This window comes from Microbulbifer mixtoriginis (SeqCode) (assembly GCF_052466865.1).
Genome location: NZ_CP174293.1, coordinates 322141 through 336937, shown reverse-complemented (window position 1 = coordinate 336937; position 14797 = coordinate 322141). Strand labels below are relative to the sequence as shown.

Here is a 14797-nt window from a genome sequence, read left to right as displayed (position 1 = left end):
ATGTTGTGGATAAATAACTTATTTCAATCCCCACAGTGGCTATGGCTATTCACTGCCCTGATTATCCCTGTCGCCATTCATTTGCTGCGCCGAAGTAATCCACAGCAGATCTCCTTTGCTGCGCTGCAATGGGTACAAAGATATTCACAGAGTCGCGCGCGCCGCCCTCTTGTGGATAACAAGTGGTTGCTGCTATTGCGCCTGCTAATCGTCGCCCTGCTGGCAAGTTTATTGGCTCAGCCGCTGATTAAACGGAAAATTTATCCCCAAGAGGGCGTGATACTGGTAGACCCCAGAATTGGGGCGGGCGAAGCGAATACATTTATCCACAATTCACTGCCGCAGCTTGTGGGGGAAGGTTATAAAGTGCTGTGGTTATCCCCAGAAACGCCTTCGGTAACCTCACCCCCACCACAAAATGTGGACCTGTGGAAAACTCTATCAGCACTATCACGCCGGGCGGATTTGCGCAGGGCTCATATCCTGTTGATAAACAACGGGGTTCCAGCATCCCACCAGGCACTGAGATTCAGTCCCCATTGGCAGTGGCACGGCCTCAACAAAGCATCCACAGCTCCGAGCCAGGCATTACCGAGTATCGCTTTAATGGGCAAGGCGCCCAGCTGGTGGGCGCCTGTGCTGGAAGACTGGCAAGGCAATATGCCGGGACTATCGGTGCATATTCAGGAACAAGAAGAGACACCCAATGCCGAGCAGGCAGATTGGTTGATCTACACGGGCCCCGCGCCCCTGCCACAAGCCGTGCTGGAATTTGTTTCAGATGGCGGCCTGTTAATCACCGACAACAGCATCCCCCCTACCGATAATCTCAACTTCGTTGCTGTGGATAACAGCCAGTCAGCTCAAGCGGCCTCAATGGGACGGGGAAGTTGGCTGCGCTACGAAAGTGACTGGTACAGCGAGGCCTTTTATCGCCGCGCAGATTTGCCCGAACTCCTGTGGCAGCACTGGTCTGGGCAAGACTGGGCTCTGCAACACCAAAATCGTGGCTATTGGTCTGCCAATAAAAAAGTAGTGGCAGACATAGCTGGGGCAGGCCTTCCTGTAGAAGACAGCGAGGTAAAAAACCGTCGTATTGTACAACTGCAACCCTGGTTAATAGCCGCCCTACTGTTACTTCTGGCTTTTGAACGCCTAATTATCCTATCGCGACCTGCAGTCATTATGGCAACTGTTAGTAACGGGGAGGCTGACCATGGATAAGCGTGAGTCCACCCTTAATGCTGTGCGCAGGCGCTGGCAACTGACGGCCCTACGGCCCTATCTCTGGCTTGCCACTGGCCTCAGCCTTCTGGCTGGCTTGGGCATTTTTGTATTCGGCTGGCCACAGTGGTTATTGTTCGCCTGGCTCGGAATTATTGTTGTAGCAATTCTATTGGATCGCAGCTGGCGCCTAAGCCCTGAAAGCCTATGTCGACAGTTGGATGGACAATATCCACAGCTACAAGACAGCAGCCAGTTGCTTAACCAGCAGGAAACCAACCAAAGCCCATTGCAGCAATTACAGCGCGCGCGTATCGAAACAGAGCTGCAACAACTGCTAAAAAGTGGCGACAGATCGTCTTTCGGTCCAAAAAAACTCCGCAGTGCCCTGACAAATGCCTTCGGTGCCTGCCTGGGACTATTGTTATTTGTACTGAGCGATTCTCTCTTCACCGGGGATAAAACTGAGACCACGCAACAAAATACAGCTATTCCCGTTGCCGAAAAACTTGCCATAACGCGCGCGGCAACCCATATCCAGCCGCCCGCCTACACTGGGCTCGCAGCCGACAGCCAATCCCTACAAATCGATGTGCCGGAGCAGTCTGCGGTCGAGTGGCAACTTGAATTGAATCAGCCGGTGCAAGGGTTGGAAATGCTGGCCGAAGCTGAGCGCTTCGCCTTTTCTCCACTAGGTGATCTACCCAGTAAAAAATGGCAATTACAACGCACTATCGCTAAGGCAGACTTTTATCAGCTCTCAGTACAACTCGAGGAGAGCCAATTGCTATTGCCGGAAATCCATAATATTCGGGTGCAAAAAGACAGTGCCCCGGAGTTTACCTTTGAGGCACCCAGCCTGCGCGTCGATACCATTCAAGGGAGCACCCAAGGTATTCCCGTGAAAGTAATCATTAATGATGATTACCAGGTGAGTTCTGCGGATTTATTGGTCACCCTCGCCAGCGGCACCGGGGAAAATTTACGCTTTCGCGAAGAGCGTATTGCACTCACCAGTTTGCAATCCACTGCTTTATCAACAAACCCCTCGGAAGATAAAAAAGCAGCTCGCTACGATTTCACCCTGCCCATCCACCAGTTTTCCATGGAAGCGGGAGATGAACTCTACTGGTACCTGGAGGCCAGGGATAACCGCGAGCCCAGTGCCAACGTTGCCAAGAGCCAACACTTTATCTTGCGCTGGCCGCAAGAAGAGATTTTCGGGCTGAGTGACAGCGAGGGGATGGCGATTAAGATATTACCGGAGTACTTTCGCAGCCAACGCCAGCTGATTATTGACACCGAGGCCCTGCTAGCCGAGCGAGAGCAGCTGCATCCGCAGGAGTTTCGCAAACGCTCCGAGGGTTTAGCCTATGAACAGAATTTGCTGCGCATGCGCTACGGCCGCTTTCTCGGCGAAGAGGATTCGGAAGCGGAGCATTCTGGAGCAGAGAGCGAGAAGCACGATGATAAAGAGGAGTCCGAACACGGCGATAGTCATCACCACAAAGAAGGCGCTGAGCACCAGGCACATGGCGAAGAAAATGCCACTCCCTTTGCACAGCGAGACTCCCATTTCCAACAGGCAGAGCGCATAGCGGCTTCTGCCGGACACCGGCATGACAGCTCAGAGCATGCCACCCTGTTTGATCCCCAGACCAAGGAGCTACTACGCAATGCGCTGAATGCCATGTGGAGTTCCTGGCGCGACCTGTCGGTTATAGAGCCCCAAGCCTCCCTGCCCCATCAGCACCGGGCGCTGCGTTTTATCAAGGAAGTACAACAGGCTTCACGTATTTACTTACAGAGAGTCGGCTTCGAGGCGCCCCCCGTAGACGAAAGCCGTCGGCTTAGCGGCGAACGGGAAGACGTAGCGCCAGAAACCCTCGACAGTGCCTTTGAACAAAAACAAAGAGCACAGGTGCTCGCCCTAATGGCCCAAGTAGACTCTGGTGCCGAACTCGATACCGATCTGCTGGTGCAGATAAATGAGCTAGCCACAGAGCAATCATTAGATCTTGGCCTGGAGCTGTCCAAACAGCTGCGTTTATACCAGCAGCGCCACCAGCAACCGAATTGCATTGATTGCACAAACTCCCTGAATCAGCTGCTCTATCAGCTACTGCCAGCACCGGAATCTGCGCCTTCATTGCCTTTGCAAACTGAGGCCGACGGCCATTTCAGCCGTTGGCTGCACCAGCAAGGGGAGAAATCATTGTGATTGATTTCTTGATACCCGGCCTGTGCCTGTTGGCCTGCTTAGCATCACTCGTACTATTGCGCCGCCGAGGTGCCAAGCCGTTCGACTATGGCCTGCAACTGGCGATTTGGTTGAGTGCCTGGATGCTCTGGCAGCCGCCGGCAATCATTCCCGCCGAGCGCAATATCTCTATCGACAGCAAACAGCTGGCGAGCTCACATCCAATAAATCTCAATGGTGTGGAAAATATCTCTCTCAATGGGGAGCCACTCGGCCGCGACAAACTTCGGGACCTGGCACCGGTGCGCCTGGAGTTATCGAAGATCCAGGAATCTGATGGCCGCTGGGAATTGGACTGGCAGCGGCAAATTACCTTGGGTGATTCTTTAAAGTTAAAGATTCACAACAACCAGCCACTGACTGAAAACTTAAAAATTAGTCTGCTCAATCCCTACGGCCATATTGAAGACAGTCTTGAGCTGAAAGTGGGAGAAACAATTCAGGCACAACTCACTGCCACCCCAAAACTCGCAGGCCCCCAGCTATACCGAGTACGTACGGAAAGCGAAGCCGGCGAAACCCATACAGATCCTTTACCCATCCTGGTGCGAGAACCGCTCCAACCCAAATTATTACTGTGGCTGGCACGCCCCTCTTTTGAGACAGCAGCTCTCTCTCGCTGGCTGCGCCAATCCGGTGTAGCGGCACAGGTGATGACCCAGTTGGCACCTGAAATTAGTAGAAAAGAGACTCTCAATGGGCTTCCACTTACCGAGTCTGCGGATCTACTCACAAAGGAAAGTCCCTTCGATTTAGTCATTCTCGATAGCAGTTTGTGGGCACAACTCTCCTCTCAACAAAAGCATCAGCTCCGCGAGCTGGCCGCCACAAAGTCACTGTTATGGTTAGTCAGTGGCGATAGCTCTGAAGAGTTTCTCCAATACGCTGCAGCCCAATCCATGCCTCTGCAAAAGGGAGAAGATACCCGTTTACACTCCGGCTTTGGCTACCAAAAAGCGGACAATGCGGAGATTCCCCCACTACGCAATCTAGGCCTTATAGCCGTGCAGCCCAGCTCCAGCGACTTATTACTGGGTGAAAGAGAAAATCCGCTTTTCTGGGGACGCTCAACCGAGGCCCAACACCTGGGATTTATCCTATTTAGCGACAGCCACCGCTGGCTAACCAGTGGGTTTGCTACTGAATTCGCCAGCCTGTGGAAGTCGATTATTGATTACCAACTCAAGCATTTAGGTAGTCAGCCGCCAGTAACCCTCTCCAATGAGTTACCGCGTACACTGGTACGCACCACCCTATGCAGCCCACTTTTTTCTAATCAGAGACCAATATTATTAAGCTCCCAAGAAAACTCCCTACCCATCAGTGGTGTCGCCGTAAGTAGTAATTCCCAGGGCCAGTGCTACAGCTTCTGGCCACAGGGTTCTGGCTGGCATCAGCTTAAGACGGATTTGAAGGGCGAAGCGACATTGGATTTCTATATCTTTGCCAAGGAGGACTGGCCTCAGTGGCAGCAGTCTGTAAATGCCAGGGAGACCCGACAAATGGCCGCCGCGCGTTTGGGACCAATAGCTAATACCCACACAAACAAAGAGCCGATTGAACGCCAATGGCCGGCTCTGATTTTGCTGTTATTGGTCTGCACAAGCTGGTGGAGGGAGCAAAGAATCTTGAACAGGCCCTTATCTTGAAGACTGCGCGGAGGGTTTATTACCCGGCTGCGCCTCCTGCTTGGGGAAAATCAGCTGATCGACGGGATAACCCATCGCCTTAGCTTTCTGTAAAAACCGCTCCAGAACATCCTTGGGCATAGTCGGGGTGCGGGACAATATCCACAGATAGGATTTGTTATAGCCGGAAACCATCGCATATTGATAATCGCCTGCCAGGGCAATCACGATATAGGAAGAATAGAAGGGCCCAAGGAAAGAAACTTTCAAGTGTCCTACATCTTTTGCGCCAACAAACTCAGCCTTCCCTCTCGCCAATTGCCAATCATCACGCGCTTGTGAATAACCGGTATTCACCACTGCGACAGAACCATCGGGGTTGAGGCTGTAGTCCGCCGTTACCAGGGTCAGGCCCCGCTCGAAAGAGTGATCCAAGCGGGCTATCTCATACCAGTGGCCTAAATAGCGCTGCAGCTGGAAATTCTGTACGGGCTCAACCCCCTCCGGCACTCGTGTACAGGCACCTAGCCACAGGAAGGAAAACAGTAGTACTCCCAGCGAAAACCGCTTCATCTAGCCACTCCCAGCAAATTCACCCTCGAATCAAAATAGAAGGTAAGGGTTTCACAAGGTCAGGATAGTTTCGAGCGTTTGTATTTCACCCATAAAAAAACCACCCTGAGGGTGGTTTTTTTATGGGTGGACAGGCCAACTTACTTTTCGACGAAAGCGCGCTCAATCACATACTCGTGCGGTACACCTGCGCGTGTCTCCTTGAATCCCCAGTCATCTAGGATATTGGTGAGATCTTTCAGCATTGCTGGGCTGCCGCACAACATAAAGCGGTCTTCCTCGACATTCGGCTTGGGCACATCGAGATCTGTAAAGAGCTTACCGGTCAGCATCAAGTCGGTCAGGCGGCCGGTATTACGATAAGGCTCACGAGTTACAGTGGGGTAGTAGAGCAGCTGCTCACGCACCATCTCACCAAAATACTCATGCTCAGGTAGCTCATTCTCGATCTGTTCCTGATAAGCCAGCTCAGAGACATAGCGCACCCCGTGGGTAAGAATCACTTGGTCGAAACGCTCGTAGACAGTGGGATCCTTAATAATGCTCATGAAAGGTGCCAAACCAGTACCCGTAGACAGCAACCACAGACGCTTGCCAGGTAACAGGTGATCCGCAACCAGAGTACCGGTGGGCTTCTGGCTCACATAGATCTCATCGCCCGGCACAATTTTCTGCAGACGAGAAGTCAGGGGACCATCGGGTACCTTGATGCTGAAGAATTCGAGCTCATCTTCGTAGTTGGCACTGGCAATGGAGTAGGCACGCAGCAGTGGACGGCCGTTGTCCTGCTGCAGACCGATCATCGTGAAATGTCCATTCTCAAAGCGAAAACCCGAATCTCGGGTGGTCTTAAAGCTAAACAGCGTGTCGTTCCAGTGATGGACATCCAACACCTTCTCTATATTCAATTTGGACATAAACTTAAAACCGGTTATTCCACGAGTCTCTTGATAGTTGAATTTTAGCTCTGGAAGATCTATTGGCAAAGTGGGATATTTCGATATTCCTTATCTATTTTAACGATTAAGTGGAGAATTCCCTTTGCGCTATACCTTGCGCCAACTGGAGGTATTCCTGGCCTGTGCCCACCACGAGAATGTGAGCCGCGCGGCAGAGAGCCTGAGCATGTCCCAGTCTGCCGCCTCCACCGCCCTAAAAGAGTTCGAACAACAGTTTGAGCTGCGCTTATTCGAGCGCACCGGCAAGCGCCTGCGCCTGAATGAGCTGGGTAGGCAACTTTGGCCCAAGGCGAAGGAACTGCTGGAACGGGCACAGGAATTAGAACAGAGCCTCGCCAGTCATCGCGATCTGGGCCGCCTAAAAATAGGGGCAACCCTAACCATCGGCAATTACCTGGCTGCGAACGTAATGGCGCGCTACATGGAGGAGCAACCCGGCACACGCGTGGAGCTGGAGGTCGCCAATACCTCGGCAATTACCGAGCGGGTGCTCAACTTTGAGCTGGATCTTGGACTTATTGAGGGTGAATTTAATCACCCAGATCTGGAGATGATTCCCTGGCGTAGTGATGAATTAGTCGTCTTTTGCGCCCCCTCTCACCCCCTCGCCAAACGCAAGCGCCTGACAGACAAAGATCTGCTCAAAGCCACCTGGATTACCCGGGAACCTGGCTCCGGCACACGTCAGACTTTTGAGCGTGCAATGGTCGGACTACTACCAAAACTCCATATTTTGTTGGAGCTTCAGCATACAGAGGCAATTAAGCGAGCGGTGGAAGCTGGGCTCGGTATCAGCTGCCTATCTAGAGTCTCTTTAGCTGATGCCCTGAAGCGGGGTTCATTGATCGAATTGCCGGTATCGCAGAGAAATTTCCACAGAGAATTTTATTTCGCCCTTCATCGACAAAAATATAGAAGTGCGGGGATTGAGCGATGGTTGGAGTTATGCCAATCCATCGAAATCAATTAAATGAACTCTCAATGAGATTTAGTTTTCCGAGCACTACGGTATCAACTGCTAAATTTTAGCTTTTGACGGCAATATACATTTGTCAGTGTCGAGAAATTTAAAGATGACTGATGGGTATAAAATGAATATTGAGTTCCGCTATATTACTTTTCAGTGAAAAATCATCTGTCCTAAAGTTCGTTTAACCACTATTGTCAGGCTTTCTTATCTGGTAAATTATCGCGCATAAAAATTCGACAATTTATCAATTTGGCTACATCTGTATACTTCCTGGCAGTTGTAATATTCCTTTGAGGCAATATGAATATCAGCGGATTTAAAGTCGTACTAGCTGGTACAATTTTAAGTATCTCTTCTTTAGCAATGGCAAAAGATGTCATTAAGATCAATTCAGCAGCTCACTATCATGATGAGAAAGTAATTGCTGCCAATATACTTAGTGAATGCCCGAATCTCGGCTCGCAGTTTTCTAATTCGACCCAGAAGTTTCTTAGTAAATATGGATACTATATCTCTTCAACGTCTGAACTAAATCCTCAGTCAGAGGGCTATAGTCTCAAACTAAGTATTCTAAATGCCCTGAGTTCTGGTAACGCTTGGTTAGGACATAGAAAGTCGGTATCTATTGAGGCGGAACTTTACAATAATGGGAAATTAGTAGACAGTTTTACTAATACTAGAAATTCTAGCGGTGGATTTGGTGCAAATTTTAAAAACTCTTGCCAAGTACTCCAACGCTGTGTTCATACACTTGGTAATGATGTAGCGAAGTGGATGAAGAAAAACCACGAAATTTGATCCTAAAACTACCAACAGGATATTTAAATGAAAAATTTTAAGAAAATATTGTTCTCTGCGGCTTTCGCATTAACTCTCGCTGGCTGCACCAGTAATCCAGTTATGAATATCCAAGAAAGAAGTATTCCTGACCGCCTTGATGGTTCTGCACAAACTCAGGATACCATTAAAAAATCAATTATCGCGGGATGTATAGCAAGAAACTGGACTTGTCGTGAGGTCGCCCCTGGACAAATAATTGCTTCAATTAATGTTCGCAAACATCACGCTGAGGCAGATATCAAATACGATATGGATAATTATAGTATTACTTATAAAGATAGCGACCTGCTTGATTACAATGAAAAATACTATACTATCCACAGAAATTACAATCGCTGGGTACGTAACTTGAATGATGCGATTATTAAGCAGTTATCAATTTAAAGCTTAAGAATTCTCCCAATGATATCTATCATTGGGAGAATACGAGTATTTTTTAAAGCCTTATGCCAACATTTAAGACAAATGGCATATCTATACCATCATTTTCATCAAACAAATTAGCATTTGAAAAGTGCTTCCAAGATACCATTAGTACCAGATCCTCCTTTTTCCTCCAGTTAATTCTTGCGCCATAACCCACCTGCGCCTGAAAAGAAAAGTTGTTCTCTTGGCGTCGATCGCCTAAATAGTTACTGGATATATAACTGGGGCCCAATGCTCGAACAAAGAAAAAGGGTTGCCCCCAACTTCTTTGCCTTGGGTACAAATTTAACTGCGGGTAAATGGAAAAAGCCCTTATGCGTTTATTTTCATCCGCACTAGTACTAATTTCTGTGTAACTTACACCTATATCAATATGCTGCCGATAACTCTTTTCAAACGTTTTAAAGGAGTAGTCTAAGCCAAAGGTCTTGTTACTTTGTTTTGAATCTGGCTGTGGTCCACCACCAAAACTTAACAACAATTCGTCAGCTAATACTGGCTGAGCTAAGAAAATTATTGAAACTACAGCCAGTATCCACTTCATCTGCTATCCCTTATTTAAAGGTCACTCATCGATTAATTAAGAAATTTTTTTAAATATTAATGAAGTATTAATTCCACCAAAGGCGAAATTATTACTCATGACATATTCTGTATCGATGTGCTTGCCGGGGCCTTGGATAAATTCCAAGTCCGCACAATCAGCATCAACTTCTGCCAAATTCATTGTGGGATGGAACCAACCATTGCGCATCATCTGGATACTTGTCCAAGCTTCCAAAGCGCCGCAGGCACCCAGCGTATGGCCGGTATAACTCTTGAGGGAACTGATAGGCACAGCACGACCAAACGCATTGCGAGTCGCATGGCTCTCGGCGATATCTCCTCGGTCCGTGGCAGTACCATGTGCGCTGACATAACCTATCTCACTAGCATCTACGCCAGATTGAGCTATAGCTTGCTCCAGAGCCACCTGCATAGTCCCCGACTGGGGTTGAGTAACATGGCTACCGTCAGAATTTGTACCAAAGCCAACAACTTCCGCATAAATTCTGGCTCCACGTGCAACAGCATGCTCATACTCCTCCAGAATCAGCGTGCCAGCACCTTCACCGATCACCAAACCATCCCGGTTTCTATCAAAGGGACGCGGGGTCGCTTCAGGAGTATCATTTTTTGTGGAGGTAGCATAAAGCGTATCGAAAACTGCTGCCTCAGTTGCACACAGCTCCTCTGCACCACCGGCGACCATAATAGTTTGGCTACCATTGCGGATCGCTTCATAGGCATACCCAATTCCCTGGCTGCCAGAAGTACAAGCAGAGCTGGTGGTGTAAACCCGCCCACACAAACCAAAAAATACTCCGATATTGACCGCAGCCGTGTGAGACATCATTTTTATATAGCTGGTGGCATTAAGGCCGTCGGTGCGGTGATTTATCAACATATTGCCGAAATCAGCCACTGCTGACGGAGTGCCTGCTGACGAGCCATATGAAACTCCGACAGCTCCACTTTTGAGAATGGGGTCATCCAACAATCCCGCATCCTGAAGAGCAATTTCACTGGCGCGAACTGCCATTAATGAGACGCGCCCCATGCTGCGAACGCGTTTGCGATTGTAATGAGATGGCTTTTCAAAATCTTTTACTGGGGCACCAAGGCGAGTTTCAAGTCCCTCATACTTGTCCCAGTCCTCCATATAAACAATTCCGGAACGACGGCTCTGCAAAGACTCACTAACCGACTCCCAATCTTGGCCGATAGGAGATATTCCGGCCATTCCTGTAACAACAACACGCTTCATTAGCAGAGACCACCATTTACGGAAATAACTTGACGGGTAATGTAAGCAGCCCGCTCATGCATTAAAAAGGCTACAGTCGCTGCGACTTCTTCAGGCTTGCCCATTCTGCGGGCTGGAACCATTTTTAAAATGTCTTCAACCGGCAAATCTTCATCCAGCATATCGGTATCAATAAGACCCGGAGCAACACAATTAACGGTGATTTTTCGTTTCGCCAGCTCCAGTGCGAGCGCTTTACTCGCACCAATCAAACCAGCTTTAGACGCGGAATAGTTTACCTGTCCTCGATTTCCAGCGACGCCAGAGACCGAAGTCATCACAACTATTCGACCGGGAGCACGGCGTCTAACCATGGGCATAGTCAGGGGATGCAAGACGTTGTAGAAACCATCCAGATTTGTGTGAACGACTGAATCCCAATCCTCGGCAGGCATTGCGGGAAAAGCATTGTCAGCAGTTACACCTGCATTGCATACAACCCCATAGTAACAACCGTGTTCATCGACATCTTCTAGCAAAACATCTTTAGTTTGGTTCCGATCAGAAATATCAAACTGAAGAATTCTACTTTTACTTCCTAGCTTGGCAATTTCCTCTGCAACCTCTTCAGCTTGGTCACGGCGGCTACGGCAATGTAAAACGATATTATAACCATCTTCAGCTAACTGAAGGGCAATTGCCCGACCTATACCACGGCTTGAACCCGTAACTAAAATCCACTCAGACATTTAATTTCTACCCTTCAAATACTGTTCCACGTTGTCCGGTTGATATACATTTAACCGCGCACTTTGCTCGATGGAGGGGCCCTTTATTACACACTCAAATGTCGCCATGCCATTCTCAGCCTGCAGCAAACGCTGGACTTCAATCGTCAGTTCATCGCCACAGCGATAACTTTCAACATTTGACACAAATTTACGGGTACCCAATAAAAAGCCCAGGCGAACCTCTTCGCCCCGTTCCTTGGCGTGGTAACCGGAAAATGCCGCTATTGACTGGGCCATATACTCAATTCCCACATAGGCGGGAACACGACCGTCGCGAGAAAAAATTCCATCATCTCGGACCCGCAATTTTGCCAGCAGTTGTTCCTCATCTACTGAAACTACTTCATCGAGAAGTGACATATTTCCACTGTGTGGAACCAATTCTCCAGCAGTATATTTTTGCATATATTTTACCTCTGACTGCCCATAATTACCGAGCAGTTACTCCCACCAAACGCGAAGGAGTTACTCATTACGTAGCGCAATCCTCCAGCAGCTTCTTGGCCCTGGCAAAGGTTCAGCCGCACAATCTCCGGATCATAATGCCCATCATACTGATGGGGGGGGAGTTGATCATTTTGCAGGGCAAGCCAGCAAAAGGCCGCTTCAAGTGCACCAGCAGCTCCCAATGTGTGCCCGGTTAAAGGTTTAGTGGAAGAGCAAGGCAGTTGGCTTCCAAACACCCTTTCAACGGCTAAAGCCTCCATAGAGTCATTTTGTGGTGTGCCCGTACCATGGAGATTTAGATAATCAATATCGCTTGCATCCAAGCTCGCATTTTCCAGTGCTCTGCGCATACAGGCCTCTGCACCGCGCCCCTCTGGATCTGGAGCCGACATATGGTGGGCATCAGACGTGGCAGCAACACCGGATAGAATCACAGGCCCAGGTTCTTTGGTCATCACAAATATTGCGCCAGCTTCCCCAAGATTAATACCATCCCGATTAACGCTGAAGGGGTTGGTCTGGCCCGCACTAAGTGCCCCCAGGCTATGAAAGCCACGAATCGTCATGCCACAAAGAGAATCCACACCACCAACAACCACAGCATCACAAACATTGGTAGAGAGAAGGCGCCGGGCACTGGCAAGGGCATTCGCACTGGATGAACACGCTGTAGAAACTGTAAGTTGTACGCCTTGCACACCCAGATACTTTGCGACAAAAGTACTAAGTCCTGCCATTTGCTGTTGAAGCCGGTAATTGTAACCAGTGTCTTTTTTACCACTGAGGTAAGATTCACCAGAATCGATCCCAGAAGTTGAAGTTCCCATAACCACTCCAACTCGGCTTGTACCATATCTTTCAACAAGACTACCGATCTCTGATTCGATTTGGCCCAGTGCAGCCAAAGCCAGCTGATTATTACGGCAGTGATAGGCTTGTAGCGAACTCGGTAATTCTGGCAACTTCTCCTGCACAATACCCAGGTTTCCCTGATAGTTTAATAATCGGTTTTCATCCAGTCGCATAAAAGAGCTATCACCGCTAAAAAGGGGTTTAGCTACCGATTCAGCAGAATTTCCCAGGGTACAGATGATGCCCATATGATTAAGATAGAAATTAGTCATACCTAAAAATTCCTGATGCTTAACCTGTAACCAAGTCGTTTGTGCTCAAGCTCAACCTGTGCTTCCCAAATATCATTAGTACTGTAGCGCGCCTCTGTACTTATTTCTCCATTGTGGAAGAGCTGACGGATATAATCCCCCTCAACTATGGACTCTTGCAACTTCCACCCAACAGGTAATTGTTTCTGCAGCTGAGTAACTGGCCAATATACAAACTGAATGTCTGCTAACAGTTTTTCAGGTGGCAGACTTGCCGCTCTACGCATGTAGTGATGAGTGCTGATCTCATTACCATCATATGCAATATCTAACAAACTCATACCTTCAGGGCTGAGAAGCGAAACCCTCATGTTCTCTGAAGAGAGCAAGGTGGCCGCAATCACTTCGTACACATTGTTTTGATAAACAATACGCAAATGTTGATTCATCTGACGCGGTTGCTCAGCTAAAAGAGGCGCCAAAGACCAGCCTTCAGACTTATCTTTTTCTACCCTAGGGGAAATACAACCCACCAGAGTAAAGATACTAAAATAAAGCACTAACCAGCGGAGCATATTTCCACCAGTGTATTCAATCTACGCTCTGCAGCAGCAACAAAAGGATTTTTCTTATCCCAGGCATAACCTGCCAATATTGAGCAAATCATTCCTTTAATTTCTTTTTGCTCAGTCTGATAAAAAATCACATCCTGAAAACGACCATCATACCAAGCCTTTACATACGTTTTAAAAACTTCAACACCCTGCTTTAAAGGCACAGAAAACTCTTTGTCCCAATCAACGCTCTCTCCAGAGAGTTGACGGTGTAAACATTCAGCAGCTAACTCTGCAGACTTCATTGCGATGGTAACGCCTGAAGAAAATACTGGATCAAGGAATTCACCAGCATTTCCCAAAAGAGCAAAGCCTGGACCTGCCAGCTTGGTTACATTACTTGAATATCCACGAATACGTTGAATCTCGGTATCAAATTTTGCGTTGTATAAAGTTTTTGCCAACTCTGGTGCAGCCGAAATAGCACCTTTCAGGATCTGTTCTGGATCCTGTCCCCAAGCCGCGATCTTTTCCTTCTCACCAACAACACCAACAGAAGCTCTGCCATCGGCGAAAGGTATCAACCAATACCAAATATCTCTCTCATTGGGATTGACTGTGATAAGTATTTTATCTCTGTCAAAATTACTATCAGTAATATTGTCCTCTACATGTGTGAATACTGATTCACGTTCAGGAAACTCTGATGGACGATTCAGGTCCAGTAATCTTGGTAGAACTCGTCCAAAACCACTTGCATCCAGAACAAAACGGCCCTGGAAAGCAAGCTCTTCACCATTGTGTTCTGCAATCAGTTCCGCACCATTTTCGGCAATATCAGCTGATACAATAGAATGACGATAATAAATTTTTACTCCCTGGCGCTCAGCTTCATCGGCCAGTATTTTGTCAAACTTGGCTCGCTGTACCTGGAAAGTTGTACCATGCCCTGGTGTGAATTTTTCACGAAAGTCAAATGAGGTACGGGCACCATCCCATTCAAAAGCAGCACCATTTTTAAATTGGAAGCCTGCGGATTTTACTGCCTCCAACATATCTGCGTTTTCAAGAGATTCCATACACTGTGCCAGCAAACTCTCGCCGATAGAGAAGCGAGGGAACATCTCTCGCTCAACGATCGATACACTCCAGCCATTTTTAGCCAACAAAACACCGGCTACAGCTCCAGCAGGTCCGGCACCAATAATAACAACGTCAGACTTAATTTCTTTCATT

Annotated in this window: 15 protein-coding genes; 6 read left to right on the top strand and 9 right to left on the bottom strand. The window is 48.3% G+C overall.

The annotated features are described in order from the left end of the window. Genes ACJJJA_RS01590 through ACJJJA_RS01580 form a run of 3 tightly spaced genes read left to right on the top strand, consistent with a single transcriptional unit; the run spans position 1 to position 5133 of the window. Complete coding sequence (locus ACJJJA_RS01590; RefSeq protein ID WP_444903563.1) at positions 1–1224, top strand: N-terminal double-transmembrane domain-containing protein; 1224 nt, start codon at positions 1–3, stop codon at positions 1222–1224. Continuing rightward, positions 1217–3445, top strand: coding sequence for a hypothetical protein (locus ACJJJA_RS01585; RefSeq protein WP_444903562.1), 2229 nt, complete (start codon positions 1217–1219; stop codon positions 3443–3445). The genes ACJJJA_RS01590 and ACJJJA_RS01585 overlap by 8 nt, the downstream gene beginning before the upstream one ends. Then, positions 3442–5133, top strand: coding sequence for a hypothetical protein (locus tag ACJJJA_RS01580; RefSeq protein WP_444903561.1), 1692 nt, complete (start codon positions 3442–3444; stop codon positions 5131–5133). The genes ACJJJA_RS01585 and ACJJJA_RS01580 overlap by 4 nt, the downstream gene beginning before the upstream one ends. Here ACJJJA_RS01580 and ACJJJA_RS01575 read toward each other — a convergent pair. Next, complete coding sequence (locus ACJJJA_RS01575; protein WP_444883334.1) at positions 5125–5685, bottom strand: lipocalin family protein; 561 nt, start codon at positions 5683–5685, stop codon at positions 5125–5127. The two genes, ACJJJA_RS01580 and ACJJJA_RS01575, sit on opposite strands and share 9 nt — an antisense overlap. A 140-nt stretch (positions 5686–5825) precedes the next feature. Beyond that, positions 5826–6602 carry a ferredoxin--NADP reductase gene (locus tag ACJJJA_RS01570; protein WP_252084055.1) on the bottom strand — a complete coding sequence of 259 codons (777 nt, stop codon included), beginning with the start codon at positions 6600–6602 and terminating at the stop codon, positions 5826–5828. Positions 6603–6726: 124 nt separating this feature from the next. Here ACJJJA_RS01570 and ACJJJA_RS01565 point away from each other — a divergent pair, with 124 nt between their 5' ends. The 3 genes from ACJJJA_RS01565 to ACJJJA_RS01555 all read left to right on the top strand — a co-directional run bounded on the left by ACJJJA_RS01565 (position 6727) and on the right by ACJJJA_RS01555 (position 8838). Further along, positions 6727–7614, top strand: a complete 888-nt coding sequence (locus tag ACJJJA_RS01565; protein WP_444903560.1) for a LysR family transcriptional regulator — start codon at positions 6727–6729, stop codon at positions 7612–7614. A 300-nt stretch (positions 7615–7914) separates the two neighbouring features. Further along, positions 7915–8412 (top strand): hypothetical protein, encoded by a 498-nt coding sequence (locus ACJJJA_RS01560; protein ID WP_444899373.1) that lies wholly within the window; start codon positions 7915–7917, stop codon positions 8410–8412. A 27-nt stretch (positions 8413–8439) separates the two neighbouring features. Then, positions 8440–8838, top strand: a complete 399-nt coding sequence (locus ACJJJA_RS01555; RefSeq protein ID WP_444883332.1) for an ApeA family protein — start codon at positions 8440–8442, stop codon at positions 8836–8838. A 52-nt stretch (positions 8839–8890) separates the two neighbouring features. Here the strand turns inward: ACJJJA_RS01555 and ACJJJA_RS01550 are convergent, their stop codons facing one another. From ACJJJA_RS01550 to ACJJJA_RS01520, 7 genes are read right to left on the bottom strand one after another with little or no spacing between them, the layout of a single operon-like run. Then, positions 8891–9424: an acyloxyacyl hydrolase gene (locus ACJJJA_RS01550; protein ID WP_444903559.1), complete on the bottom strand. Its 534-nt coding sequence runs from the start codon at positions 9422–9424 to the stop codon at positions 8891–8893. Positions 9425–9460: 36 nt separating this feature from the next. Beyond that, positions 9461–10687 (bottom strand): beta-ketoacyl-ACP synthase, encoded by a 1227-nt coding sequence (locus tag ACJJJA_RS01545; RefSeq protein WP_444903558.1) that lies wholly within the window; start codon positions 10685–10687, stop codon positions 9461–9463. Beyond that, positions 10687–11415: a 3-oxoacyl-ACP reductase FabG gene (gene fabG / locus ACJJJA_RS01540; protein ID WP_444883329.1), complete on the bottom strand. Its 729-nt coding sequence runs from the start codon at positions 11413–11415 to the stop codon at positions 10687–10689. Before fabG ends, ACJJJA_RS01545 begins: the two co-directional genes overlap by 1 nt. Continuing rightward, the gene (locus tag ACJJJA_RS01535; RefSeq protein WP_444903557.1) at positions 11416–11862 is read right to left on the bottom strand and encodes a hotdog family protein; all 447 of its coding nucleotides are present in this window, start codon (positions 11860–11862) and stop codon (positions 11416–11418) included. A 5-nt stretch (positions 11863–11867) separates the two neighbouring features. Next, positions 11868–13028 carry a beta-ketoacyl-ACP synthase gene (locus ACJJJA_RS01530; protein ID WP_444903556.1) on the bottom strand — a complete coding sequence of 387 codons (1161 nt, stop codon included), beginning with the start codon at positions 13026–13028 and terminating at the stop codon, positions 11868–11870. Between the two features lie 2 nt (positions 13029–13030). After that, the gene (locus tag ACJJJA_RS01525; RefSeq protein WP_444883326.1) at positions 13031–13582 is read right to left on the bottom strand and encodes an ApeN family LolB-like membrane protein; all 552 of its coding nucleotides are present in this window, start codon (positions 13580–13582) and stop codon (positions 13031–13033) included. Then, positions 13567–14796, bottom strand: coding sequence for an NAD(P)/FAD-dependent oxidoreductase (locus ACJJJA_RS01520; protein WP_444903555.1), 1230 nt, complete (start codon positions 14794–14796; stop codon positions 13567–13569). Before ACJJJA_RS01520 ends, ACJJJA_RS01525 begins: the two co-directional genes overlap by 16 nt. Position 14797 lies beyond the last annotated feature (1 nt).